This window comes from Flavobacterium piscis, assembly GCF_001686925.1.
Taxonomy (GTDB): Bacteria; Bacteroidota; Bacteroidia; order Flavobacteriales; family Flavobacteriaceae; genus Flavobacterium; species Flavobacterium piscis.
In genome coordinates, this window is record NZ_LVEN01000035.1 from 363,789 (window position 1) to 389,054 (window position 25,266).

Annotated in this window: 21 protein-coding genes; 14 read left to right on the plus strand and 7 right to left on the minus strand. The window is 34.1% G+C overall.

Annotation, left to right across the window (positions count from 1 at the left end; genetic code table 11):
- The first annotated feature begins 45 nt into the window (after positions 1-45).
- The 14 genes from FLP_RS16395 (at position 46) to FLP_RS16465 (ending at position 11,737) form a co-directional block, all read left to right on the plus strand.
- The gene (locus FLP_RS16395) at positions 46-621 is read left to right on the plus strand and encodes a hypothetical protein (RefSeq protein ID WP_065450600.1); all 576 of its coding nucleotides are present in this window, start codon (positions 46-48) and stop codon (positions 619-621) included.
- A gap of 620 nt (positions 622-1,241) precedes the next feature.
- Positions 1,242-2,558: a DUF2586 domain-containing protein gene (locus tag FLP_RS16405; protein WP_065450602.1), complete on the plus strand. Its 1,317-nt coding sequence runs from the start codon at positions 1,242-1,244 to the stop codon at positions 2,556-2,558.
- Between the two features lie 138 nt (positions 2,559-2,696).
- Positions 2,697-3,122: a hypothetical protein gene (locus tag FLP_RS16410; RefSeq protein ID WP_035684757.1), complete on the plus strand. Its 426-nt coding sequence runs from the start codon at positions 2,697-2,699 to the stop codon at positions 3,120-3,122.
- A 341-nt stretch (positions 3,123-3,463) separates the two neighbouring features.
- Complete coding sequence (locus FLP_RS16415) at positions 3,464-3,808, plus strand: hypothetical protein (RefSeq protein ID WP_065450603.1); 345 nt, start codon at positions 3,464-3,466, stop codon at positions 3,806-3,808.
- A 37-nt stretch (positions 3,809-3,845) separates the two neighbouring features.
- A complete protein-coding gene (locus FLP_RS16420) occupies positions 3,846-4,727 on the plus strand; it encodes a hypothetical protein (protein ID WP_065450604.1) in 882 nt (293 codons plus the stop codon).
- A gap of 615 nt (positions 4,728-5,342) precedes the next feature.
- The gene (locus FLP_RS16425) at positions 5,343-5,825 is read left to right on the plus strand and encodes a M15 family metallopeptidase (RefSeq protein WP_065450605.1); all 483 of its coding nucleotides are present in this window, start codon (positions 5,343-5,345) and stop codon (positions 5,823-5,825) included.
- A 4-nt stretch (positions 5,826-5,829) separates the two neighbouring features.
- Entirely contained in the window at positions 5,830-6,300 is a 471-nt protein-coding gene (locus FLP_RS16430) for a hypothetical protein (protein ID WP_065450606.1), read from the plus strand.
- A 4-nt stretch (positions 6,301-6,304) separates the two neighbouring features.
- The gene (locus tag FLP_RS16435; RefSeq protein ID WP_065450607.1) at positions 6,305-6,637 is read left to right on the plus strand and encodes a hypothetical protein; all 333 of its coding nucleotides are present in this window, start codon (positions 6,305-6,307) and stop codon (positions 6,635-6,637) included.
- A 209-nt stretch (positions 6,638-6,846) separates the two neighbouring features.
- Positions 6,847-7,134, plus strand: coding sequence for a hypothetical protein (locus FLP_RS16440; protein WP_056252824.1), 288 nt, complete (start codon positions 6,847-6,849; stop codon positions 7,132-7,134).
- Positions 7,121-7,423, plus strand: a complete 303-nt coding sequence (locus FLP_RS16445; protein WP_065450608.1) for a hypothetical protein — start codon at positions 7,121-7,123, stop codon at positions 7,421-7,423. The genes FLP_RS16440 and FLP_RS16445 overlap by 14 nt, the downstream gene beginning before the upstream one ends.
- A 167-nt stretch (positions 7,424-7,590) precedes the next feature.
- Positions 7,591-8,697 (plus strand): hypothetical protein, encoded by a 1,107-nt coding sequence (locus FLP_RS16450; protein WP_065450609.1) that lies wholly within the window; start codon positions 7,591-7,593, stop codon positions 8,695-8,697.
- Positions 8,698-8,712: 15 nt separating this feature from the next.
- Positions 8,713-9,375, plus strand: a complete 663-nt coding sequence (locus FLP_RS16455) for a hypothetical protein (RefSeq protein WP_065450610.1) — start codon at positions 8,713-8,715, stop codon at positions 9,373-9,375.
- 80 nt (positions 9,376-9,455) lie between these two features.
- On the plus strand, positions 9,456-11,180 hold the full coding sequence (locus FLP_RS16460; protein ID WP_065450611.1) for a fibronectin type III domain-containing protein: 1,725 nt from the start codon (positions 9,456-9,458) through the stop codon (positions 11,178-11,180).
- An 89-nt stretch (positions 11,181-11,269) separates the two neighbouring features.
- Entirely contained in the window at positions 11,270-11,737 is a 468-nt protein-coding gene (locus tag FLP_RS16465) for a phage holin family protein (RefSeq protein WP_065450612.1), read from the plus strand.
- A gap of 162 nt (positions 11,738-11,899) precedes the next feature.
- Here FLP_RS16465 and FLP_RS16470 read toward each other — a convergent pair whose 3' ends face one another.
- The 7 genes from FLP_RS16470 to FLP_RS16500 all read right to left on the minus strand — a co-directional run bounded on the left by FLP_RS16470 (position 11,900) and on the right by FLP_RS16500 (position 25,199).
- Complete coding sequence (locus FLP_RS16470; RefSeq protein WP_065450613.1) at positions 11,900-13,048, minus strand: exo-beta-N-acetylmuramidase NamZ family protein; 1,149 nt, start codon at positions 13,046-13,048, stop codon at positions 11,900-11,902.
- 248 nt (positions 13,049-13,296) lie between these two features.
- Positions 13,297-14,601 (minus strand): serine hydrolase domain-containing protein, encoded by a 1,305-nt coding sequence (locus FLP_RS16475; RefSeq protein WP_065450614.1) that lies wholly within the window; start codon positions 14,599-14,601, stop codon positions 13,297-13,299.
- A gap of 5 nt (positions 14,602-14,606) precedes the next feature.
- Positions 14,607-17,111 (minus strand): beta-N-acetylhexosaminidase, encoded by a 2,505-nt coding sequence (locus tag FLP_RS16480; protein ID WP_065450615.1) that lies wholly within the window; start codon positions 17,109-17,111, stop codon positions 14,607-14,609.
- Between the two features lie 21 nt (positions 17,112-17,132).
- Complete coding sequence (locus tag FLP_RS16485) at positions 17,133-18,605, minus strand: glycoside hydrolase family 10-like protein (RefSeq protein ID WP_065450616.1); 1,473 nt, start codon at positions 18,603-18,605, stop codon at positions 17,133-17,135.
- Between the two features lie 412 nt (positions 18,606-19,017).
- On the minus strand, positions 19,018-20,853 hold the full coding sequence (locus tag FLP_RS16490; RefSeq protein ID WP_065450617.1) for an outer membrane protein assembly factor BamB family protein: 1,836 nt from the start codon (positions 20,851-20,853) through the stop codon (positions 19,018-19,020).
- Between the two features lie 471 nt (positions 20,854-21,324).
- Positions 21,325-22,149 carry an alpha/beta hydrolase gene (locus FLP_RS16495; RefSeq protein ID WP_065450618.1) on the minus strand — a complete coding sequence of 275 codons (825 nt, stop codon included), beginning with the start codon at positions 22,147-22,149 and terminating at the stop codon, positions 21,325-21,327.
- Positions 22,150-22,283: 134 nt separating this feature from the next.
- A complete protein-coding gene (locus tag FLP_RS16500; RefSeq protein ID WP_065450619.1) occupies positions 22,284-25,199 on the minus strand; it encodes an FAD-binding and (Fe-S)-binding domain-containing protein in 2,916 nt (971 codons plus the stop codon).
- Between the last annotated feature and the right edge of the window lie 67 nt (positions 25,200-25,266).

Sequence of the window (25,266 nt, forward strand, 5' to 3'; positions counted from 1 at the left end):
ATAATTAAAACATATGTTGTATATTTGTCAAAAATAATCCACCATATGATTCTAAAAGACTTTTATACTGAAAAAAAGAACGCAATAGAAACGGAGTTTACTTCGAATGTACCAACAGTGCAACTTTATAGTGATGCTATTTTTAAAGATTCTATCGAAACACCGGTAGTAATGTTTAAATACGATACTGTAGACTGGGAAACATCTTCTGAAAAAAACTACAAAGCCGATGTATCATTTTGCCTGTATATTGTATTACCTGTAGAAACGATTTCTTCAACAAGTTATGCAAATGCATTTGATATTGCGCAACGAATAGACAAAGCTGTATTGTCTAATAGCAACAGTAACGCTGCTATAGATACTAATTCAACATTTAAAATAAGAGAAAAACAATGTACCAACGAACACACGTACTGGAATAAAAATGATTATTTTATTTGGGAGATCACTTATAAAACCACCTTAATAGAAAATATCTTAAAAAAGAAATACATTCTTTTTAATAATGGTTTAAGTAATGAAGAACTGGAAGATTTAGGATATGACTTAAATTCCGGAATCATCGGAATAAACCACAACCAGGTTCAGGGAAATGTCGATTTAAATACTGCTCCTTAATTTGATTATAAGTCAGTCAAAAATATTCTCATTAAATAAAAAACAATCAAAAACTATTCAATGATATAAAACTATAAACACCATCAACGCCAATCTAAATAAAATAAAACATTACCCTATTTAAACCTTAAAACATGAAAAGAAGCAGAACACTATTAGACAAAAGGAGAGAGTATGTGATTAACTACCTTAATAGAAATCAAGCTAAACAAATGAAAGTTGTCGTATCTGAACTTTCGGATACTTTGTTCCTTACAGAGCGCACTATTTATACTATTATAAATGAAGGACTCGCTACAGAGGCCAGAGCTTAAACCGCTGAAACTACTGGTTTTGAATATCTAAATAATTGGAAAAAGCAACCTTGAGCCTTAAATTTGTACTTGATATCAAAAGCAAATTTATCCCTTGGCCAAGAGCAAAATTCAATTGAAAAGCCGGTTTTTATAACCCGTCCAAAAATACCAACTCTGCTTTTTGGATTCCTGATTACCAATACATATTAAAATAATAAATATCCTGATCATAGCAAGTTTGCCAACTTGTTACAGCCCTTCTTTTGCCCTTTTTTCAGGCAAAAAACAAAACAAAATCTTTAAACAATTAAAACTATTTATATTATGAGTACATTAAACGATGTAGTAATTACAAAACTATCAGGCGGATTAGGAAGAAGAAATCCGGAACAGGACATGGTTTCAGGGTTACTTTTTGATGGAGCTGCCACTACAAAATTAGCATTAAATAAAATTGAGCGCCTGGCTTCGTTAGAAGATGCTGAAGCGTTAGGAATTACAGCTGATTATGATGTAAACGGACAATCTGCTTTCTATCAAATTCAACAATTTTTCAGAATGAATCCTTCCGGAGATTTGTACATTATGGTCACTACAGGGACTTCTTACGAAGAAATTGCAGGAAAAGCAATGGACATGCAGGAAAAAGCAAACGGAAACATTCGCCAAATGGCCATTATCTATTCTGGAGCAACAACATTTTCACAAACTCAAGCCGCAGTTTTAAAAGCACAAACCGAGGCTGATCTTGCTTATAAAGATTACATGCCTTTTGAAATTATTTTAGAAGGAAAAGGTTTTACTGTTGATGCCCCATCATTAGACGGATCAAATGCTGAAAACGTATCTGTAGTTGTCGCAATGGATGTTGAAAAAGCGTTTGAAAAAAAGTTATTTCAAAAAGACAACTTAAAACTTTACATTTTAGCTCTTAATGAGGAAGTACTTCCTGTTGAAGGTTCTCTGGATGTGTATAATGTAAGAGATGCTGATGGCTTGAAAAAAGAAAATGGAGCTGTTCTTGAATTCGTTTTCAAAAATTCATACAAAAACACTGCAGCAGTTGGCTTGGCATTAGGAGCAATTTCTAAAGCAAAAGTATCTGAAAACATTGCCTGGATCGAAAAATTTAACCTAACCGGTGAAGGTTTTGCCAAAGCAGGTTTTGTTGGCGGAGAAGAAATTAAAACTCTTGGAACTCTAGGCGACTTAAACGAAAAAAGATTCATTTTCGCAAGAACGCATACTGGTTTACCTGGTGTTTATTTTAATGATAGTGCTACTTGTACTACCGGCACATCAGACTTTGCTTATGTAGAAAACAACCGTACGATTAATAAAGCAACTCGTTTGTTGCGTACTGCTTTGTTACCAAAATTGGCTTCTCCGGTTTTAGTAGATATCGATGGTAAATTACCTCAATCTGTTTCAAAAAGTTTCGAAGGATTATGCAGATCTGCTTTAGAAGGAATGGTTGCTAATCAGGAAGTTTCGGCTTTTGATGTTTATGTAGATCCAAAACAAAACATTTTGGCAACTTCAGAATTAAAAGTAAAAGCAGAAATTACTCCAATTGGAACTGCCCGTAAAATTATGGTTGATTTGGGATTCAAAAATCCTTTCGGAATCGACAAAGCATAATTTACTGAATTTAATACAATTCAAAAACCATAAAAATTCACCAATTATATCTTCCTGATTCATTTGCTGCAAATGCAAATGAATCGGGTGATAGTTACAGATCGTTAAAAAGATCATTAAAAACAAATAAAGCAACATATGAATAAATTACCATTAATAAACGGACAACAACACAGCTGGTCATCTATCGAAGTAAGCATTGCAGGTAATATCGTTACCGGAATTACAGCTGTAAACTATAGTGATTCAGTTTCTAAAGAAAACCATTACGGTGCCGGAGATATGCCGGTACACAGAGGCAGAGGGAAATACGAGGCAAAAGCTTCTATCACTTTATACAATTACGAAGTAGAAGCTATTTTGGCCGCTCTACCAAAAGGCCAAAGATTGCAGGATATTAATCCTTTCAGCATCATTGTTAGTTACTTAGACGATAGCAACGAAGTAATTACACACACGGTAAGAAACTGCGAATTCAACTCAAACAGCAGAGGAATTAGTCAGGGAGATACCAAAATCGCGGTTTCTTTCGACTTGATCTGTTCTCACGTTGAGTGGAACTAATCTCCATAAATTACTACTACTAAAACCATAATACCCCATCCCCTGTCTCTAAAACCGACTAAAAAGAGAAAACCATTATCTATTGCGTTATGCAAAAAAGGAGTTCAATGAACATGATTTTTGTCTGCAAACTTATTCTACAAGCTCTTTATTAGTCCGTTTTTAGACAGGGAATCTTCTTCAAGAGGCTGCCTCGAGAATATTCAACTCCAAAACAATACCTCAGGCAGCCTCTTTTTTTATCATTCGGTCAACGAAATAATTCTCATTTCAATGACTTATAAAAAATCATTACATCAGAATTCAACTCTTCAATCATAAAAAAATAAAACCGTTTTAAAATGGAAAAAACAATTTCAAAAACCGCAGATGTTCTTGACGGAAATATTACTCAGGCTCAGTTAAACCAATGGAAATACAAACACAAAAAAGTAGTCAAACTCACCATTGCAGACGATGACGAAACTACCCTGTTTGCTTATTTCAAAAAACCAGATATGAGTATTCGCTCTGCTGTATTGCAAGCTTCAAAAATGGACGAATTTAAAGCCCTCGAAGTATTATTCAAAAACTGCTATCTGGGCGGCGATGCCAAAATCGAACAAGAAGACGATTTACGTCTCAATATTACCACAGCATTCTCAGATCATATTCAGCCCAAACCTGTTAAAGTAGAAATACTATAATAAACACCTTTTTTGCCCTTTCATAAAAACTACCCTAATGATTATTCGAAAACATAATATAGAATTAAAAGACCTTAGTACTTCTGAAATGGCAAGGTTTAGACAAATTATGCTTGGCATTTGGCGTCAGCAAATTGAGGATGATAAAAATGCTCATGAAATGGCGAAATCAATACGAGAAAATTATGTCGATAAGAATAAGCTTGATGAGAGCATTTTTGAAAAATCTTATGAAAATGATATTTTTTATGTCAATGAAGATGGTGTTATTTTTAAAGTTGAAATTGATAAGTCAAATTATATTAATGTAGTTTTGCATAATGGAAAAAGAATGCTTTTTTCAGATTTAGATATTTCCGCAAGTACATTTAGTTGGAATAATACTAACAGACAAATTGCAGCAAATATAGTTGGTTACTATGGTAAGCAATTAAATATTAAAGAAATTGGAGTTAATTATGATATTAGCGACAAGAATTATGCCTACACAGATGTTACAAAGAAAATATGGCTGCACCCAACTTCAAGTGGTGGGATTGATCCTATTCTAAACAATAAATATAATTTAAAAAGTATACTTTTTCATGAACATAATCATCAAAAAGAATTTAAAAAACCAAAAGACTACACCTATTCTGATCACGCTAAAGTTTACTTAAAGCAATTTCAACATGATATCTTTAAAAAAACAAGCAAAAAATTTAAAGAAGGTCAAATTGCTAACTTTATTCAGTATATAGATTATGCAGCAGGGCATAAAGAAGCAGGTTGGCAAGATCTATTAAAAGAATTTAATAAATCAAAAATTTTAGACGGTTATTATATTAATTATCGAGAATCAGGAGGAACTCAACTTATTGATAACAAAGGAAATATTCTTGTAATTGAAATACCTTCACCATTAAACGGACCACATTAAAAAGGATCTGAAAAGTAAAATTTTATTATTAATTATAATTTTTTTATATATAAAATAGCTACTAATTAAGATCAACAAATTCTACAGATAAATGAGTTTATTTTGACTCCGATAAAACTAAAACAAAGACAATAACCGATTTCAGAACTATTTAAAATTTGATGATAATCGAAAACGTGTGATTTTATTCTTTAGCGGAAAGCAGTATGATGCATCTATGGATTGGAAGTTTATAAGAATGACAGTATAATTGCTAATTTCTCCATTAAAAATCCGTTTTTCTCAATCAGAAAAACGGATTTTTTTATAATACATCTCAATTCAAAACTAAAAAAAACACAAAATCTTCTACTGAAACTACTGACTTACAACTCCATATTATTTTTCAAACACACTATTTCGGCGTATTTTTACAGTGTTCTTAAAACATATATCACTTCTTAAATGTGATCATAACAAAGGAACATTTTCACTATTTATTTACCATTTTTTCTTAGCCGTAAATAAATCGTTAAACACAAAAAAATCTTATCGAATACTAAAAATCCCGATTGTCTTCAAACAATCAGAAAGGCTTTTTATTCTCAAAATTGAAAATCATTAATAAATATAAATATGGATCAAACAACAAAAAAACACATTGATTTGCTTCATCCTTCGGTTAGGGAAGAAGTTACTAAAATCATCGAGGAATGCGATCTTGCCTTAACCGGACGGGCTAAAGTTCGCATTACGCAAAGTCTCAGAACTTTTCAGGAACAAGAAGATCTTTATGCTTTTGGCAGAACAAAACCAGGAAAAAAAGTGACGAATGCCAAAGGCGGACAATCTATTCACAATTATGGTTTTGCGGTAGACATTTGTCTGATTATAGATGGCAAAATAGCTTCCTGGGATACCGCAAAAGACTGGGATGGTGACCAAATTTCGGACTGGCAGGAATGTGTCGAAATTTTCAAGAAACACAACTGGAACTGGGGTGGAGAATGGAAAACTTTTAAAGATCTTCCGCACTTTGACAAAAAAGGATACAGCGACTGGAAAGTACTCAGTAAACTAAAACGTGACAGAAAAAACTATGTAATCTTATACAAATAATCAGATGAAACACTTAAAATTAAAACACCTACTATTTTTTATTGCAATCAGTTTTGTTTTTTCTTCCTGCAACTCTACAAGAACTGCCCTATTCGATCAATATTCATACGAAAAAACGATCGAGCTAAAAGTAGAAGCTGATAAATTAATCAGCAAGGCCACGACTCCCTATTCTGCTAACCAGGAAGAAATTGAAAAATTATTTCTAAACGTTGAAAAATTGGTCGAATATGAAAAAAACAAACCCAACAACGAAATCACTTTTGAAATGTTGAAGATGCTGAATGATAAAGACAAAAATCTTTTAGCGGGTTTCTTTAAACATTGGCAGACAAAAGGAGTTGTCTCAAAATCATTTTTGGAGGAATCAAAAAAACAAATCCTATTAGCTTTTGATTTACTTATACAATATGAAATTAAAAAAGACAAACAATCAAAAGATGAACTTTTGGATTTAATAAACCTTAACAGCTAAAATTATGGACAAAGATAAAGTGATAGAAAACTTAAAAAAGGAACTAAAAGCAATTATAGCAAATAGTTATAAGGATATTAAACCTCAGCTAGAAAAAGACCTGGCTGCTTTTTTTCAAACTTCTACAGAAAAACTGGAACGCTGGATTCTTCTTTATTCATCCGGTGACTTAACCGAAGAAGAATTTGAATGGCTTTTAAAAAGTCAGTTAGACTTAACCGTACTACAAGCATTACAAACTGCCGGAATATCAAAAATAAAACTGAATACCATTAAAAATAATATTATAAAAATGATTATTCAAATTATTACCAGCCTGATTATTCCTGCGGTTTAAAATACTTTTTCAACCAAAAAAGCATCAAAAAACAAACTGTAAAAATGACTTTTACAACTTACTGAAACTACTGATTACTAAGCTTTAAAATCTTGATTAAGGCGTAAGCAAAGCTTATTTTTACAGTATCAAATAAAACATCTTCTTTTGGATATGGCGCGCAGATTCAAAAGAGATTTTAATTAATAAACAATAAATAATAACGACATATGAAAGATTTTATCATAGATGAAGACTTGTTAATTACAAATGGAGATTTTGCCATAAAAGAGGCAGATCAGCAAAACATAGAACATCTATTGTTAAGCCAGAAAGGAAGTTATAAAGAGTTTCCTATTCTTGGAGTAGGAATAAAAAAATACATCAACAGCCCGGATGCAACTTCCAGGCTAAGACTAGAAAACGAAATAGACAAACAATTATCGTATGACAATTTTTATGTAAAAACATTAGATGTCAACGATTTACAAAACATTAAAATCGATGGGAACTATTAAACCACAAGAAAACCAAAACATTTTTGACATCTCTTTACAGGAATACGGAAGTATCGAAAAAGTATTCGATATTTTAGAAGACAATGATCAATTTGACCTTACAGATGACATTTCTGTTTACGAAGATTTAAAAATTGGCCGCGAAGCCTTTAAAAAAGATATTGTAGAATATTACAATGCCCGAAATTTAAAACCTGCAACTGCGATTACAGACGAAGAACAATATTTACTGGATAACTTTTCCGGAATTGATTACATGATAATTGAAGATGATTTTATCATTTATTAGTATTTCGCTACAATTACCAAAAATACGGGTTATAACTGACACCTGTTTTTTTTTAGAAATCTTTAGAAAGAAAACTACGCTCCTGTAGTATTTACAAAAAACATAAACAATTATCTATAAGCATTTTATACATGTCTTACAGGCTAATCTATAGTAAAATTTAAAATATGGCACGTACAATTGCTGAAATACAGAACGAAATTCTGATTGAAAAGGGGAAACAAACCTCTCTAAACGGCTTAACAGAATCAAAAGCTGCGATTTGGAAACTTTGGATCAATATAGTCGCTACTGCGATTTGGATTCACGAAAAAATAGTCGAAAAAAATGCCCTGATTTCAAGGCCGCATACACTAAACTGGTATCGCGAACAGGCTTTGAATTTTCATTACGGAATGCCGATAGATACGGATTCAAGCAACGGAATGTCGATAGATCCAGATTCAAGCAATCGAATGTCGCTGATCTGGAAAGAAGGTTCGTATCAGTTTGATACCTCAAAACTTTCAGAAACACAAATTGAAGAAGCTAAAATAATCAAACATTGTGCGGTAAGCGAAATAGATTTAGAAACAGTGCTTGATCCCAACAAAAAACCGGAAGAAATATTCTCAGACTATTTTCATAATAAAGTTGGAGTTGTTTTTATAAAAGTAGCTACTGTAAAAGGTGATAAAATTTCGAGAATCGACGTTCCTAATGAACTCTTTGCTTTTAAGGAATATATTGCCAAAATAAAAGACGCAGGAAATCATGTATTTATCACATCAGATCAGGGTGATGTTCTAAAATTGCATTTGAATGTGTACATCGATCCTTTGACTATTTACATTGACCCAAAGGACATTGAATACTATCAGCTAAAAAGTTTAAATAGGCTTTTATCAGACAAGGAAAAAATAAAACTGGCAGAATACGAATTGGCATTAGCAACAGATCCTTTAAATGAAAAAAATGGCTCCTTAATAGTCGACGAAGAAGAATTTCCAGTAATAAATGCTGTTAGGGAACATTTGAAAAGCATTGAATTCAATGGTGCTTTTGTCAAAACATATCTTGTTGATGATATTCAAAAAGCAGAAGGAGTTAAAATTCCAATTCTGAGCAAGGTTCAGACTTCTGTGGCAAAAAATCCAAATGATGCTCAGAATCCTACAATTACTGATGCAACCAACATCGAATATTTTATTCCAAAAGCCGGTTATTTTGATATGGATACCCTTGAGTTTGAGGTAAACTATATTCCTTACACATTTTACAGAGATAAACAATAGCCTAATATAGATACAATGAACAAATACACTGTTTTAAAATGGGAAAAGCTCTTGTTATGGCTCGTCCCTCCTATTCTTAGAAAAAAAACTCATATTGACTGGCTCGATGTTTTACTGACTCCGCTTCATACAATTTACGAAGAGATTCTTTATAAAATGCAGCATACAGGTCAGGTCATTTATCTGGAAAAAGTATTGAACGAAACTTTTAATCCCGATAAAAATTACAATCCCAATGCAAGCACAAGACAAAAACGATCAGACGGATTAATTTATATAGACGAATCGGTTAAACCTACCATCCAATATGTGTACCTGCACAAAGAGTATTACGAACCAAAGATTACTTTATCAGATGGCACTATCGTGGATGGGCCTTTGATGATTCCTCAATTAGAAGTATATACTCATGAGGAATATAAAAAAAATAAAAACAATAAACCTGTTTATCTGGCCCATCGTACAGATTATACCAAAATAAATTATGCCAATTTCAGAGTATTTGTCCCTGAAAATCTAATAACCAATAGAACAATACTTAGTCAACCAAAGAAAGAAGGAACTGTATCAAACACAGAAGCTATTAATGTAACAGACAAGAAATACAACGATCTTCTTAACTTTTATAAACTCGCAGGAAAGAGTTATGAAACCTATTCTTATTCAGAAAAAGATTAAAATAAAACCTGAAATAAAAAATAGGATTATTCTAAACCCAAGAAAAAAAATAAAAACAACAGACATTTAAATACATCAAAATGAAACAAGTAAATTTTACTCATCCAGGAGGTTTTCCTCTCGAACAAGAAACTCTGGAAAAACTTCAAACCGCTTACAGACATGAGTTATTTGGAGCTTTAAAAAGTCATTTAGGAATCAATCCTGACAATGACTATATTATTGCACCGCCAATAAACGCAAAAGAAGGCTGGGCTATTATCCATCCTAAAGATAATACAGGCAAAAGAACAGTAGAAGGAATTTTATATCCTATTAAAAATGGTACTGTAACCCTATTTCTTAAAACTACCCGAACAGGCACAAATTTAACATACGGAAACGGAGAATCTCAAACCGCTTATTTTGATTATGAAGCGCAATACATCAGTGATACAGATTATGCAAATCGTCCCGTATCTCCTCCCATCACTGATGCATTAGCTGTACATTATTATGATTTGAGTGATCCTGCTTTTATAACCATTAAAGATATTCAGACAATTGAAGGAATTATTAAGACAATTGAAGCAAATATTACTACAATAAAATCAAACATCACTACAATTGAAGGAAATATTAATGCAGTAGAAAGTAATATTGATGTTGTTGAAGGAAATATTAATACAATCGAAGCCAATATTGTTGATATTAAGAAAAATTATTTACTAATCAAAGGTTCTGAACTAAATACCAGTCCTGAAGATTTTGAGAGTTCTGAGAGTTCTGAGAATTCTTTGTTATTGTTAGACAATGTTAATCAAGTCATTAAAAGCAATAACCTCCTCAATTCATTACTTAGCCGAATTACTAAGTTAGAAAAACAACCGGCAACAGCAGTACCAAAAGGAATGATTGCTATTTGGGGGAAACCAGCTCCATTTCCTGAAGGCTGGGAAGAATATGTGCCATTGCGAGGAAGAGTACCTGTTGGGTTAGATCTCTTAGATACTATTCTAAATAAGGTGGGTAATTCTGGAGGGAGTAAAGATGCTGTTGTTGTAGAACATAGCCATGACTGCAATGGATTTGACGAACCTAATACTGGTATAAATGCTCTTGAAGACGGATCATATAAATGGGGTCTAATTTCAAAAACAACAACTGTAGGAGAATCTGGAACTAATAAAAACTTGCAACCATATAGAGTTGTTCATTTCATAGAATATACAGGAAATACTATTGAACATGCTGATACAATCGCACCAACAAGTCCAACAAATTTAGAAACTTCAAAGATTGGAACTAAAAGTTTAACTTTAACTTGGACTGCATCTACGGATAATGTTGGTGTTACTAATTATCTGGTTTATAAAGACAATAGTAATACTCCTTTAGCCGAATTAGGAAAAGATGTTGTGACTTATAATGTTACGGGGCTATCTGTCAATACTCCCTACAGCTTCCAGGTCAGAGCAAAAGATGCTGCAGGAAATTTATCTGTGCCCGCTACAGTAACTACAGCAACACTTACAGCAGACTCGACTCCACCAACATTACCTTCTTTTTTTCATTGCGTTCATAATGGTCAAGGTTATATACTACTTGAATGGGCTCAATCACAAGACGACGATAGTCCAATAGATTACGAACTTTCGCGTAGTGCTTTTGGCTCTCTTTTTACGGTTTTGAAAAAAAACCCTAACACATATTATAGTGAACAAGTTTCATCGAATGGAACATATACTTACAGAGTTCGAGCAATAGATCCTAGCGGAAATGCATCTGCCTATAAGGAAGCTTCAGTAACAATAAGTTCTCTATAAGAGTAATTTGAAATTACCAGTAATCTTTTGGGGCGTAAAACCCCCAAAAGATTTCTTATAAAAACCTCAAACCTATAAAAAAACCGATCATGTATAAATTTTCAGAATATTTAAATGAATTAAAACTATTGCTGTATGCTATTTTTATTTATTTAGAAATAGATACCGGAATTGTAAAAGTGCTATTTTATTTAATGGTAATGGATACTTTTCTGGGCATTATAAAAACCATAGTTTTAAATAACAAATTTAGTTTTAAAAAACTAGCTGTAGGATTTGTTTCCAAGTTAGCCGTATTGGTAATACCAACAGCTTTGGCCTTAATGAGTAAGGGACTTGATTATGACTTTAACTGGTGTGTAACGATAGTTATGGATTTACTTATTGTAAGCGATGGTATTTCGATCATCAGTAATATTATTGCCATAAAGACAAAAAAAGAAGTAGAAAATTTCGATGCAATGACGTTGATTTTAAAGTCTATAAGAAATCGATTAATACAACTTTTAAAAAAGTTACTCATTACAATTGATCCAAAATATAATATGGAAAAATAGAACAAACCTCCCATTCGTTTTTATGAATCCACAAAAAAACTACAAACAGAACCGCATTTGTCTCTACAACAATAGAAGATTTGAATCATTTGATTTCAGCATACTAACCCAAAAGGGAATAGTACAATACTATTCCCTTTCTTTTAATACAGTTTCCAAACCCTATTTCTCTCTATAAATCAAATACTGCTTTCTCATTTTTTTAAATTCCTGCAAACCTTCTTTCCAGCTGTTTCTTATTTCCTGTTCCGAAATTCCTGCTTCGATTTGCTGTTGCAGTTTTTCATTTCCTGCTCTAATAGAAAATTTTCTTTTATCGAAAAATTTCGATTTATCTGTTGTTGTTTGATAGGCTTTGATCAGCCATTTAATTTCGAGTTTATTAATTCTCGGTATTGCCGATAAATCCTCTCCATTACATTCTACACCATTATACAAAGGATCTTTGTCTCCAAAATTGGGTTTTGGGGTAAATGCAAAATTGCTTTTTGGTAAATAAGGCGAACCGTAAATCTGAAATTGTTTTTCGGTTCCACGTCCCATACTTACGTTTGTTCCTTCAAAGAGACACAAACTCACATATAAATTAATCGATTGATCGTTAGGCAAATTTGGCGAAGGACGAACAGGTAAACTATACGCCATACTTCTGGTATAATTCAAGCACGGAATAACGGTCAAATTACATTGAATGCCGTCTTTCAGCCATTTTTGACCATTGATCATTTTTGCTTCTTCTCCCAAAGTCATTCCGTGAAGCAAAGGCGTTGGATGCATTCCTATTCCGCTTTTAAAAGCAATATCCAAAACCGGACCGTCTACAATCCCAATATTCGGATTTGGTCGGTCCAATACAATTAGCGGAATATTATTTTCAGCACAAGATTCCATAATTCTGTGCATCGTAGAAACGTAGGTATACAAACGCGTTCCTACATCCTGCAAATCAAAAACCATGATATCAATTCCTTTCAGTTGCTCTGGAGTTGGTTTATTGCTTTTACCGTAAAGAGAAGTAATAGACAAACCCGTTTTTGAATCGATTTCATCAGATACATGTTCGCCGGCATCGGCTGTACCACGAAAACCGTGTTCCGGTGCGAAAATCGTTTTGATTTTGATGTTTTTCTGAACCAAAAAATCAACCAAATGAGTTTTCGAATCGATAATACCGGTTTGGTTGGTGACAATACCAATTGTTTTTCCTTTTAATAAAGGCAGATAAGCGGTATAATTTTCTGCTCCCGTTTTTATTTTTTGCGCAAAAGATACTGCTGAAATTAGTACGCATAGTATAGTTAGTCTTTTCATAAAGTTTATGTTTTTTCGTTTGCCACAGATTATATTTTTTTTCGCCACGAATTCACGAATTATTGCGAATACATTAGCTTAATTCACGGTTGTTTTTTCGCTTTCATTCATAAACTAATTCGTGAATTCGTGGCAGAAAAAATCATTTTAATCCTATAATCCCGATAGCTACCGGGAGTGTCTAAATTTCGCCCACAGATTTTTAAAATTTAGTTTGTAAAAATTCGTGCAATTAGTGCCAAACCTTTTTACTTATTAATTTGCCTCCAAATTTTAGCAGTAAAATCATCCTTGTACATTAATCTGTTTGTTCTCGTTGGATTTACGCGATTCGTCAGAATGATTAAAAACCTGTTATTTTCAGGATTCATAAAGAAAAAAGTTCCTGTAAAACCAGTATGTCCAAAATCATTTTTCTTGTAAAATTCATCCGGTTTACGTTTATCAAAACCAAGTCCACGGTAAATTCCTTTTTTTACAAGAGGCGATTTTGTAAACTCTTTTACCACTTTTGACTTTAGAATTTGTTTTCCGTGATATTTACCATTGTTCAAAAGCATTTGGCAAATCACTGAGATCGATTGTGCATTGGCAAATAAACCAGCATTTCCTGAAACTCCTCCCAAAATAGCCGCTGCTTCATCGTGCACATAACCTTTGATGGTATCTTTTCTGAAAAAATGATCAATTTCGGTTGGCATTACATTTTCCTCCGAAGTCCATTTTAGCGGATTGTATCCAATTTTTGAAATCCCCAATTCACTATAAATTCCTTTAGCCAATTGATCGAGTTTCTGCCCTGTTTTTGTCTCTATGATTTGTTGTACCAAAAGCAAATTGAGATCGCTATACAAATATTTACCACGTTCATGTGTATTGGCAACAGCAATTTTCCCGTAAACTGTTCTGTAAAATTCAGGATTGATCCACATATTTTTATACACCTGAACATACTGATCCTTAGGTTCGAAAGAAAGGTAGTTTGAATCGTAAACAATATTTTTATTCACATACATTGTATCAAACAAATCCGGATAATTCTCAGATTGCTGATTGCTTAACAAAGGCGATGCGTCTGGCGTAGAAAGCAAACTTTGGTAAAACGTAATACTTGGCGTTAATCCTGATGTGTGCGTTAATAATTCAAAAACAGTTAAATCAGCAATAGCCGTGTTTTTATAAAAAGGAACAATTTCGCCCAATTTATCGTCTACATTTATTTTATCCTCGCCCACCAAACGCATGGTTACAAGTGTTGCGCCTAAAACCTTAGACATAGAAGCCAAATCGTACACATCATCGGTTTTTACTAATTCTTTTTTTGAGTAATCATGATAGCCATAATTCTTCAAAATAAAAACAGAATCTTTACTACCCACAATAATTTGTGCTCCCGGAAAAAATCCTTTTCCTAAGGCATTATTCATCATCGAGTCGATGAAAACTTCATTTTGTTTTGTATCAAAAGACTTATTTGATTTTTTAAGCGACTGGCAACTTATCCCTAAAAAAATCAAAAAGACAACTACGATTCTAACTCCTATTTTTTTCATATGTGTTATGGATTAATTCTTAAATCCTGAGCCGCCATCAAAGGTTCGTTGTTTGTGGCCGTTATCATAATCTTAACTGCTTTTACAGGCTGTTTTGGATAAATGGATGCATTTCCGTAATCAAAACTATCTCCTTTTTCAAAATCGACACCGTTGTATGAATATTCGACATGACCATCATTGACAATAAATCTCGGGTGATGCGGAATCCCTGTCAATACATCAATTTTTGAGGAAACAACAGGATTGGTAAAAGTGTATAAAATCCAGTCGCCATTTGCGCAGGCAACATCGGTACGTAAATACGTTTCTATATTATAATCTTCTAATTTCGAAATAGGGAATTTAGGATTCTCCGCCATCGATGAGGTGACTTTTACTTCTGGTTCTAAATAAGGAGAGCAATTAAAATTGACCTTCGCCGAAGATGCTGTAGCTTCTTTATTATCGACCACAAAATCTAAACGGTACGTATTTTTTTCGTTGTAATTTTCGATCACAAATCGCAAACGAGGTTTTGATTTCAGTGTTTTTTCTTCTGCATAAGTTTGTATCAATTGATCATTTTCAAAAAGTGAAACCGATCTGATACTTCCATTCGCACTTGCATCAGTTGTTGGTTCAAAAGTGAGGTACCAAATTCCTTTTTTGTCTACATTTTCAGAAATATTTTCCGAAATGTTTACCACTTCAATTTTAGAAGTATTCCAGTTGGCAACCGGCAGTTTTTCGACTTTTACAGCAGGACTCGCCACATCTTCATTAAAAAAAGTACGGAACATATATTGCTCGTATTCTTTGGTCTGAATTGGATTAGTATACAAAGGCGATTGTCTTGTAGGTTCATTTCCTTGCGCATCATAACGCACAACAGCTCCTTCATAAGGCGGAGTCACGGTAATAGTTCCGCTTTTGTAAATTGCTGTTGGCGGAAAATCCCTAAAAGCAATTCCCATATTGGCCAAACGCTGTAAATGACTGTGTGTTAATCTTCCGTAAAAATCATCCCAGTTTTTATCCTCTTTTTTAGTCCATCCTATTTCTGATAAAGCAGCAATTCTAGGGTAACTTTGGTACTCCATAATTCTTGCTGGACGATCCAGATATTCGCTCCACAAAGCGCCCTGAACACCTTTGATCAATTTTTGCTGTTCAGGTGTTAACTCATTCTCGGGAATTGGTTCAAACGAATACGCCCTTTTGGTATCTGTAATGGCTGCCCAGCGATGCCCGCGTTCATTTTCAGATTGTGCCATATCAAAATACGTATATTGTCCTGGCATCATAATGGTTTCATGTCCTTTTTTAGCCGATTCAATTCCGTAGCTTATTCCCTGCCACGCACTAATTAAAGTGTTTGGATTTATTTCTCCGCCTTTTAAAATTTCATTCCAGCCATTTGTTTTTTTATGATATTTATCCACAATGGTTTGAACTCTTCTAAAGAAATAATTCTGAAGCTGAAAACTATCTGTAAATCCTTCTTTTGCCATCAAAGCCTGGCATTTAGGACAATGTTCCCAGTTGGCACGATTGACTTCGTCTCCTGCAATATGAATATATTCAAAAGGAAAAATTCCCGAAACTTCTCTAATAATCGAATCTAAAATTTGGTAGTTTTCTTCACGTCCTACACACCAAACATTTTTTACTTCACCCTGAACACTTTTAAGTTCCTGCGTTATAGCACAACCAATCTCCGGATATGCTGCTGTTACCGCACGTGAATGTCCCGGAATTTCAATTTCGGGCATTACAGCAATACCTCGGGCAGATGCATACGCAACCACTTCTTTCATATCTTCCTGAGTGTAGAAACCTCCATAACGTTTGTTTCCAGAACCGTACGATGGCAATAATACTTCTCCCGGTCCTCTCCAGGCTCCTTTTGCGGTTAAATCCGGCATTGATTTTATTTCGGCTCTCCAGCCATTATCATCGGTAAGGTGCCAGTGAAAAACATTCATTTTATGTGCTGCCAGCCAATCGATATAATTTTCAACCGTTTGTTTATCAAAAAATTGTCTGGAACAATCCAGCATCATTCCGCGCCAGTCAAAACGAGGATAATCTTCGATTTTCACAAACGGAATTGTTCCTTTTTTTACATCTTTTGCAGAGCAAATTTGTAGCAAAGTCTGAAAACCATTCAGGACTCCATTTGGCGTTTTTCCTTTTACCAAAACTCCTTTTTTATTGACACTCAATTGATACCCATCATTTGGAAGACGCATCTTTTCATCTACCAAAAATGCTATTGTATTTTTTTCCTGTTTATTTCCATTAACAACCGATGCCTTAATTCCTGTAATTTTAAAAAAATCACTTGCAATATAAAGGGTACTTTTTTCTATTTTTTTGTCAATAATAATCTTCGGCGATGAAGGAATTATAAACGCTTTATCTTTCTGTTCTATTTTTACAGGCCTCGGGATTATATCCAGTTGCTGAGCCTGTATCGTATTCAGGGAACTCAGGAAAATGGCGATTAGTAAAATACTTTTTTTCATCTTTTTTAAACTTTTGTTTTATTAAAATTGTATCGGACTGCTCTCCGTTTGTGTATTACTCAAAGCGGTAATGGCGTAGGTATATTGCTGCAAATTAGCGTTCGGAACCTCTAATTTTGTTGCTGTTGTTACATAATAAATGTTCTCCGGATTAGAGAAATCGGTTATTTTTGATTTAGGAAATCTGTAAATCACATATTTTTGATTGTTTACCCCAGCTTTCCATGTCAGAACTGCAGTGCCGCCTTTTTGAGCAATCGAAGCATTTACCGGTGGTTGAGGTTTTACTCTTGTAATTCTGTTGGCTTCGGGCGTTAGGGCGATGTATTTATATTGTTTTTCCATAAGAGGTTTTCTCAGCGTATCTCCTTTTTTTAGAAAATTGGTTGCTGTAAAATGCATCGAACCATCAATCATAGGCATTGTACGAATCATTTCTATTTGTTTCACAATCTGATCCGGACTTCTCCACTCTACTTCTTTTGCCGTTTTCGAAAGCTTATAAACTCCATGACCTATATAAACATTGGCTCCGTATTTGTGCGCTGCCCACCATTTTGCCAAAACTTCAAAATTAGCTCTGTCAAAACCTATGTGCCAATACAATTGTGGCGTAACATAATCGATCCAGTTTTCTTTTTGCCATTTCAAAATGTTGGCATACAAATCATCATAATTGGTTGCTCCGGCCACGGTATTCGAACCTTGCGAATCTTTGGCAATATTTCGCCAGACTCCAAAAGGTGAAATTCCAAATTCGACATCTGGTTTATTCGAAATGATGGTATCGCGTATTTGCTTGATGATCAAATCGACATTATCTCTTCTCCAATCGTCTTTGTCTTTAAACTGGCGAGGCTCTTTGGCGAAAGCCGCCTGATCAGGAAATTCCTGTCCTGCAATTTTATAAGGATAAAAATAATCATCCATATGAATGGCCTGAATGTTATAATTACGAACTATTTCACCCACTACAGAAGCTACAAAATCTCTGGTTTCTTTATAACCAGGATTAAAATATCTTGTTTTTCCGTAAGTAAGAAACAGTTCAGGTTTCTTAAAAAACAAATGATTTTTTGAAAGCACTTCGTTCGTCGTATCTTTTTGTACACGATACGGATTAAGCCAAACGTGAACACTCATTCCGCGTTTTCCGGCTTCATCAATCATTAATTGCAACGGATCAAAACCCGGAGCAACTCCTTGTGTTCCTGTAATCCAGTGAGAAGCAGGTTCTTTGGTTGATTTGTAATAAGCATCTGCAGTAGGACGAATTTGAAAAACGACGGTATTCAGATTATAAGATCGTAAATTATCCAAAATCGTAATCATTTCGGTCTTCATTTCCTTGTCTGACAAGCCAGGTTTCGATGGCCAGTCGATATTGTCTACCGTAGATATCCACGCCGCACGCATTTCTCTTTTTGCTGGTTGCTGGCTAAAAATATTGGTTTGAAACAATACTACTAGAAATATTATTTTTAAACTTTTCATAAATATTATTTTTGGTTAGTTAATATGTTTTTATGTTTTTGGCAGAGAAATCAATCGTAATTCCGATACCTCTTCGAGCAAAGTTTTACTCAATATTGTCATTTCGACGAAGGAGAAATCATCGCAAGCAGCTCCATTCCTAAAAGCCGATCGTTGTCGAGTTTCTTGCGAGGATTTCTCCTTCGTCGAAATGACAAACTGGACGGACTAATTGTAAATAATCATCATTTATAAATAATTCATTTTATTCTTAGTAATTTCTGGAATCTTTTTTCTCTCGCAGAGTAAGCAGATTTGGCAGATTTAATTCGCGGAAATTCGTGAAATTTGTGGCGAAAAAAAAAACTTTTACTCTGTAGCGAAAAAATACCTAACAGGTTTTAAAAACCTGTTAGGACCACTAACAACATAACTACTCTAATAAATAAATACCGCCTTCTATAAGCGATGTCCAAACTTTTCCCTGATCGTCAATCGAAAAGCCGTTTACACTGGAACTTCCTAAATTGATTTGTTTTATAATTTCAAATTTCTTGGCATCCACAACAACAACTTCACCTTTTCGGCTGCCTGTATATATTTTATTTTTATTTTCTACTATTCCCGCAGGATTATGTTCGTATCCTAGTTTTAGATCTAAAACTTTGCTTTGGTTTACCAAATTTTCTTCCGTCAGTTCCAGATCATCATTAAGTGGTAATCTTAAAAGTTCACCTTCCATTGTTTTGGCATAAAACCATTTTCCGTCCTGACTTTTTCCCATCGATTCCCGTACTTTCCATTTTGAAGTTCTTAAAAGTGTTTTGCCGGTTTCTATATCTAAAATGGTCAGAAAACGTTCAGGAGTAACCAGATAAAGTCGGTTTTTTGATGCCACCATATTCACGTTTCCTGCTGAATATAAGACTTGTTTATTGTTACCGTTATTCCATTTCCAAATGAGTGTTCCCGTATTTTTATTCAAACAATAAACATTGGTATCCCATGCGCCAAAAATAATTTTATCGCCATGTATCAAAGGAGTTCCTTGTGAATAAGACTCAGGTAATTTATTTTGCCAGATCACTTTTCCGCTAACGGCATCGATACAAATAAATGCATTAGAACTTGCTGTATAAAGTTTATTATTTTCGACAACTGGCGAACCTACCAAAACACCACCAACGGGAATATTCCATTTTTGATTGCCGGATTGCGTATCAAATCCTAGTATATTTCCTTCGATTGTACCAATAATGAGGTTGTTTTTTACGACGGTTGGAGAAAAATAAATGGCATTTCCTGTTTCTTTTTTCCAGTTAAGTACTTTATTTTTCAAACTAACCGATTGTATCTCGCCAATAGAATTAGCGAAAAAAAGGCTCTTTTTATCAAAAGAAGGAACACTATAAATAGAAGCAATATCTTTTACAAAAGGAGAAATGTCTGTCCCTGAATCTTTTGGAATTTCAATTTTTGAAGGTGTCGACGGAACCGAAAATTTAAAAACACCCGGTTGATCAATTTGTTTCTGATAAATACGAATACTGTCTTTACTGATAATTACCTCATTGTAACTTTTGGTTTTACCATCGCGTGAGGTAATCGATGCGCCCATAATTCCGCTTAAACCTGAGAAATCATATTTTTTTAAGGTATGTCCGTGACCGCAAAAACTGGCAACAGTAGGATATTTTTTTAAAACCTGAAGCACTTCTTTATAATTACTTACGCTATTATCTAAAGGGTAATGTGCAAAATTCAGGACTTTTTTATTGTTGTTTTTAAGGCTGTCTTTTAGGGTTTTATCCAGCCAAAGCACATCTTCGTGTTTTACGAAACCATCTCCCATTTTCATATAAGGACCACACGGAAATCCTATGAAAAGATATTCTCCTTTCGAAAATACAAAGCGATCGTTGCCCCATATTTTTTTATAGGTTAAACCGGCACTTTCGCTCCAATTGGTTTCGTGATTTCCGGAAATAACATAATACGGAATTTTTAAATTCGAAAGAATAGCATGAACATTTTTAAGTTCATCATCGGCACCACGATTGGTTAAATCTCCGGTAACGACTACAAATTCATTATCAGATTTATTGATTTCTTTTATAATATTCTGCAACAAAAAGTCATTTTCATTTCCCGGAGAAACATGTAAATCTGTAAGTTGTACGAATTTTATAATTCCTGATTCTTCTATTTTTTGACTAAAGCCAGACGCAATTATAAAAATTAATAATATTTTGGATAATAGATATTTCATTGCGCTGTTTTTAAATTATTACACTATTGTTTAAGTTATTTTGTGGTTACGTTGTGTTAGACGCACTGCTGTGCGTCTCTACGATATATCTTATGTTCTTTTTTTTTTCACGCAGATTCAATTTGTGAAAATTTGTGAAATTTGCGGTAAAAAAATCATTTTAATCTTTTATCTCGATAGCTATCAGGAATGTTAGACGCACTGCTGTGCGTCTCTACAATATATCTTGTGTTCTTTTTTTCACGCAGATTCAATTTGTGAAAATTTGTGAAATTTGTGGCTAACTTTTTTCTCTCGCAGATTTGGCAGATTTGGCAGATTTAATTCGTGAAAATTTGTGCAATTTGTGGCGAAAAAATCATTTTAAATCTGTTACTGAAAAATACCTAACAGGTTTTAAAAACCTGTTAGGATAGGTAACCAAACCAATTTTTATGTATTGCTAATGTGTGAATTGCAAAACATAATTTCTTATTTCAATTTATTCTCTTTGAAAAAATTATCAAAAAATAACAATTGAAATTTTAAGGAATTCTCCCAATATTCAATATTGTGTTTTCCCGGACGTTCAATATAATCGTGATTTATTTTTAGAGCCAGCATTTTGTTATGAAGTTCACGGTTTACATCCATAAAAAAATCATCTACACCGCAATCTATAATCATTTTCAGCTTGTTGTCTTTTACCAGTTCAAGCATATTGGTAACCGTGTTTTTCTCCCAATTTTCAGGAAATTCTGTTAGTGTTCCAAGGCGTTTTTTGATATCCCAGTTTTCAGGAAACGGGCGAATATCGACTCCACCGCTCATACTTCCTGCTGCTCCAAATACATCCTGATGTTTAAATGACAAATACAAAGCGCCGTGTCCGCCCATGCTAAGACCTGATATTGCTCTGCCTTCGCGGCTGGCAATGGTTTTGTAATTTTTATCTACAAAAGGAACTAATTCCTTTATTACATAAGTTTCGTACTTAAAAGTTGGATCTATCGGACTATCAAAATACCAGCTTGAAAAATTTCCATCAACGCCAATTACTATAAAACCATATTGATCGACCTGTCTTGCAAGATCCTTAAAGTCTTTTGCCCAACTGCCATAATTGCCGCTGTAACCATGAAGTAAATAAACAACAGGGAATTTTTTATTGCTTTTTTTATAATCATCCGGCGTTATCACGCAGGTTTTTATGCTTTTATTCATTGAAGGACTAAAAACCTGAATTGTATCTGTTTTAGCTGCTTTCGCAGAAAAAAATACAAACATCAGAAATAGGGTGCAGATTGCTTTTTTCATAAAATCTTGTTTTAATTATTATGTCAAAATAAGTATCTTTTTTTTACCATTAAGATATTAATTTCATAAAGCCTTAAATTACTTAATCTCTTAATGGTAAAAAGAAAATTAAGCTTCATTTAAAATTCGTAAAATCATCTTAAACAATCTCTTAAAATAGTTACCGGATGCATTGCTTTTCTATTCGTTCCGTCAAAAATCTGATGACGGCAGCTTGTTCCTGCAGCGGCAATTGCTGTTGTGGCTTCGGTGGTACGAATTTTTGGAAACAATGTATCCTCGCCCATTTGCATACTGATTTCGTAATGCTCTTTTTCGTAACCAAATGAACCCGCCATACCACAACAACCTGAATTATAAATGGTAACCGAACTGTTCTTGGGCAAATTCAGCATTGCAAACGAAGCCTCAATAGTACTTAACGACTTTTGATGGCAATGTCCGTGAATTTTTATTGTTTTCTCCGTATCCGAAAATTGTCCCGAATGTATTTTTCCGTTTGTTATTTCTCTTTTAAAGAATTCTTCGATCGTAAAGGTGTTTTTCGATAACTTTTCGGCACCTTCTTTATCGTAGGCCAATCGAATATATTCGTCTCTAAAAGTTAATATTGCCGAAGGTTCTATTCCGATTAAAGGCGTATTTTCAGCAATTAAATCTTTGAAAATAGCCACATTTTTATTGGCAATATCCTGCGCTTCTTCCAGAAAACCTTTCGATATAAAAGCTCTTCCGCTTTCTTCGTGATCGATTATAAGTACTTCGTAACCTATTTTGGTTAGTAATTCATACGCATCAATCCCTACCGAAACATCATAATAATTGGTAAATTCATCACAAAAAAGATAAACTTTTCCGTTTTCGAAAGCACTATTTGCAGCTGATTTTTTATTTTTTTCGTACCATTTTCTAAAAGTTGTTGGCGCTAATAAAGGCACTTGTCTTTTTGGTGCGATTCCCATACTTTTTTTAACCAAAGGCAAATTGGCGACAAAATTGGTCATAGATGGCGCGATGCTTCCCAACTTATTGAGTTTTGAATTGAAAGCAAAGATTTTATTTCGAACGGAAAATCCGTTTGCTTTTTGGTATTGGTACAAAAACTCCGATTTTAAAGTCGCTACATCAACATTGCTTGGGCATTCGCTGGCACAGGCTTTACAGCTTACACACAACTCGAATACCTTGTATAATTCTTCATGATCGAATTTATTGTCTTTTTCAGAATGGGTCAGATATTCTCTCAGTGCGTTGGCTCTGGCGCGAGTGGTATCTTTCTCGTTTCGGGTGGCGCGGTAACTCGGACACAAAGTTCCTCCTGCCGATGGCAATTTCCTGCAATCGCCTGAACCATTGCATTTTTCGGCCGCACGCAAAATTCCCATACTGTCTGAGAAATCCTGAATTGTTTTTATATCCGGTTCTATTCTTCCTGCTTCAAAACGAAGATTTTCATCCATTTTAGAAGCATTTACAATTTTTCCAACGTTTAAAATCGTATCAGGATCAAATGCTTTTTTTATTCGTTTTAGCAGTTCATAATTTTTATCCCCAATCATAAAAGGCAGAAACTCGCCTCGCAAAATTCCGTCACCATGTTCACCGCTTAACGAACCTTTATATTTTTTCACCAAATGAGCCACTTCCGTGGAAATATTTCTAAACTGGTGTAATCCTTCTTTTGTTTTTAAATTGATCTTTGGACGTAAATGCAGCTCTCCGGCTCCCGCGTGTGCGTAATAAATGGCACTTTGACCGTGTCTTTCCATCATGGCAGCAAAATCGGCAATATAATTAGGGAGATCGCTTAATTCAACCGCTGTATCTTCAATTGAATCAGCTGCTTTATCATCGCCAACAATGCTTCCTAAAAGTCCTAAACCTGCTTTTCGAACATCATTTACTTTATCAATATCAGCTCCGTAAATTTTAGGCAAAGCATATCCAAAGTTATTATCTTCAAGATCTTTAATCAAAGCATCGGCTTGCAATTCGGCATCTTCCATGCTAATATGCGATCCTACTTCGAGCATTATAACCGCTTTGGGTTCTCCCACAATAAAAAATCGGTTTTTGGCTTGTTCCCTATTAGTTTTGGTACAATCTAAAATCGTATCATCCATCATTTCGCAAGTGTACAAATGATGTTTCATTGCTACAACTACCGCTTCTAAACTTTCCTGAATGGTATGAAAATGCGCCACAACCATAATATTATTGGTTGGAGGCAAATCGTCTACTTTCAAAGTAATCTCTGTAGTAAATGCCAGCGTTCCTTCGCTTCCGCAAAGTAATTTCCCTAAATTGATGGTATTTTCTGTTCCCGAAAATAATGCTGATTTTAATAATGCATCAATGGCATAACCTGTATTTCGTCTGTGAATTTCAGGTTTTGGAAACTCTCTATTAATTTCTTCCTGATTTTCTTTGTTCGAAAGTTCCTCGAAAATCGTTCTATAAATTTTACTTTCTAAAGAATCTCCTTTTGTCTTCTCGATAAATTCTTCAGAAGTCAAATCTTTAAATACCGCAAGACTTCCGTCACTCAAAACCGCTTTTATCTCCACAATTTTATCTCGGGTAACACCGTAACGTATTGATGTTGTTCCGGATGAATTATTCCCGACCATTCCGCCAATCATACATCGATTCGTCGTTGAGGTAGTTGGGCTAAAAAATAAACCATGTGGTTTGAGATACAAATTCAACTCATCGCGAATTACGCCGGGCTGCACTGTTATGGTTTTCTTTTCGGCATCAAAAGCAACAATTTTTGTAAAATGTTTAGAAACATCTACAATTATTCCGTTTCCTACCGTTTGTCCGGCCAAAGAAGTTCCGGCTGTTCTTGGTGTAATCGAAATATTGTTTTTTGCTGCAAAGCGAATAATTTTAGCAATATCTTCTTCTGTTTTTGGAATTGCGACTGCCTGAGGCATAATTCTATAAGCAGAAGCATCAGTAGCGTATAACTTTTTATGAAGCTCGTCATAAAAAATAGTTCCTTCTAATGAATCAGATAATAGCTGTAATTGGAGAAGACTAGACATTGAATTGGTTGTATTGCTTTTGGTTGGTAATTTGAAATAGGTAACCTTAATTTTATTATGCAAATAT

What these genes read in the sequence shown, in the direction of transcription:
- FLP_RS16415 (WP_065450603.1), top strand. Translation starts at nt 3,464, where the DNA reads ATGGAAAAAACAATTTCAAAAACCGCAGATGTTCTTGACGGAAATATT.
- FLP_RS16460 (WP_065450611.1), top strand. Translation starts at nt 9,456, where the DNA reads ATGAAACAAGTAAATTTTACTCATCCAGGAGGTTTTCCTCTCGAACAA.
- FLP_RS16500 (WP_065450619.1), bottom strand. Translation starts at nt 25,199, where the DNA reads ATGTCTAGTCTTCTCCAATTACAGCTATTATCTGATTCATTAGAAGGA.
- FLP_RS16435 (WP_065450607.1), top strand. Translation starts at nt 6,305, where the DNA reads ATGGACAAAGATAAAGTGATAGAAAACTTAAAAAAGGAACTAAAAGCA.
- FLP_RS16410 (WP_035684757.1), top strand. Translation starts at nt 2,697, where the DNA reads ATGAATAAATTACCATTAATAAACGGACAACAACACAGCTGGTCATCT.
- FLP_RS16450 (WP_065450609.1), top strand. Translation starts at nt 7,591, where the DNA reads ATGGCACGTACAATTGCTGAAATACAGAACGAAATTCTGATTGAAAAG.
- FLP_RS16425 (WP_065450605.1), top strand. Translation starts at nt 5,343, where the DNA reads ATGGATCAAACAACAAAAAAACACATTGATTTGCTTCATCCTTCGGTT.
- FLP_RS16480 (WP_065450615.1), bottom strand. Translation starts at nt 17,111, where the DNA reads ATGAAAAAAAGTATTTTACTAATCGCCATTTTCCTGAGTTCCCTGAAT.
- FLP_RS16455 (WP_065450610.1), top strand. Translation starts at nt 8,713, where the DNA reads ATGAACAAATACACTGTTTTAAAATGGGAAAAGCTCTTGTTATGGCTC.
- FLP_RS16395 (WP_065450600.1), top strand. Translation starts at nt 46, where the DNA reads ATGATTCTAAAAGACTTTTATACTGAAAAAAAGAACGCAATAGAAACG.
- FLP_RS16420 (WP_065450604.1), top strand. Translation starts at nt 3,846, where the DNA reads ATGATTATTCGAAAACATAATATAGAATTAAAAGACCTTAGTACTTCT.
- FLP_RS16405 (WP_065450602.1), top strand. Translation starts at nt 1,242, where the DNA reads ATGAGTACATTAAACGATGTAGTAATTACAAAACTATCAGGCGGATTA.
- FLP_RS16440 (WP_056252824.1), top strand. Translation starts at nt 6,847, where the DNA reads ATGAAAGATTTTATCATAGATGAAGACTTGTTAATTACAAATGGAGAT.
- FLP_RS16495 (WP_065450618.1), bottom strand. Translation starts at nt 22,149, where the DNA reads ATGAAAAAAGCAATCTGCACCCTATTTCTGATGTTTGTATTTTTTTCT.
- FLP_RS16470 (WP_065450613.1), bottom strand. Translation starts at nt 13,048, where the DNA reads ATGAAAAGACTAACTATACTATGCGTACTAATTTCAGCAGTATCTTTT.
- FLP_RS16490 (WP_065450617.1), bottom strand. Translation starts at nt 20,853, where the DNA reads ATGAAATATCTATTATCCAAAATATTATTAATTTTTATAATTGCGTCT.
- FLP_RS16465 (WP_065450612.1), top strand. Translation starts at nt 11,270, where the DNA reads ATGTATAAATTTTCAGAATATTTAAATGAATTAAAACTATTGCTGTAT.
- FLP_RS16485 (WP_065450616.1), bottom strand. Translation starts at nt 18,605, where the DNA reads ATGAAAAGTTTAAAAATAATATTTCTAGTAGTATTGTTTCAAACCAAT.
- FLP_RS16475 (WP_065450614.1), bottom strand. Translation starts at nt 14,601, where the DNA reads ATGAAAAAAATAGGAGTTAGAATCGTAGTTGTCTTTTTGATTTTTTTA.
- FLP_RS16430 (WP_065450606.1), top strand. Translation starts at nt 5,830, where the DNA reads ATGAAACACTTAAAATTAAAACACCTACTATTTTTTATTGCAATCAGT.
- FLP_RS16445 (WP_065450608.1), top strand. Translation starts at nt 7,121, where the DNA reads ATGGGAACTATTAAACCACAAGAAAACCAAAACATTTTTGACATCTCT.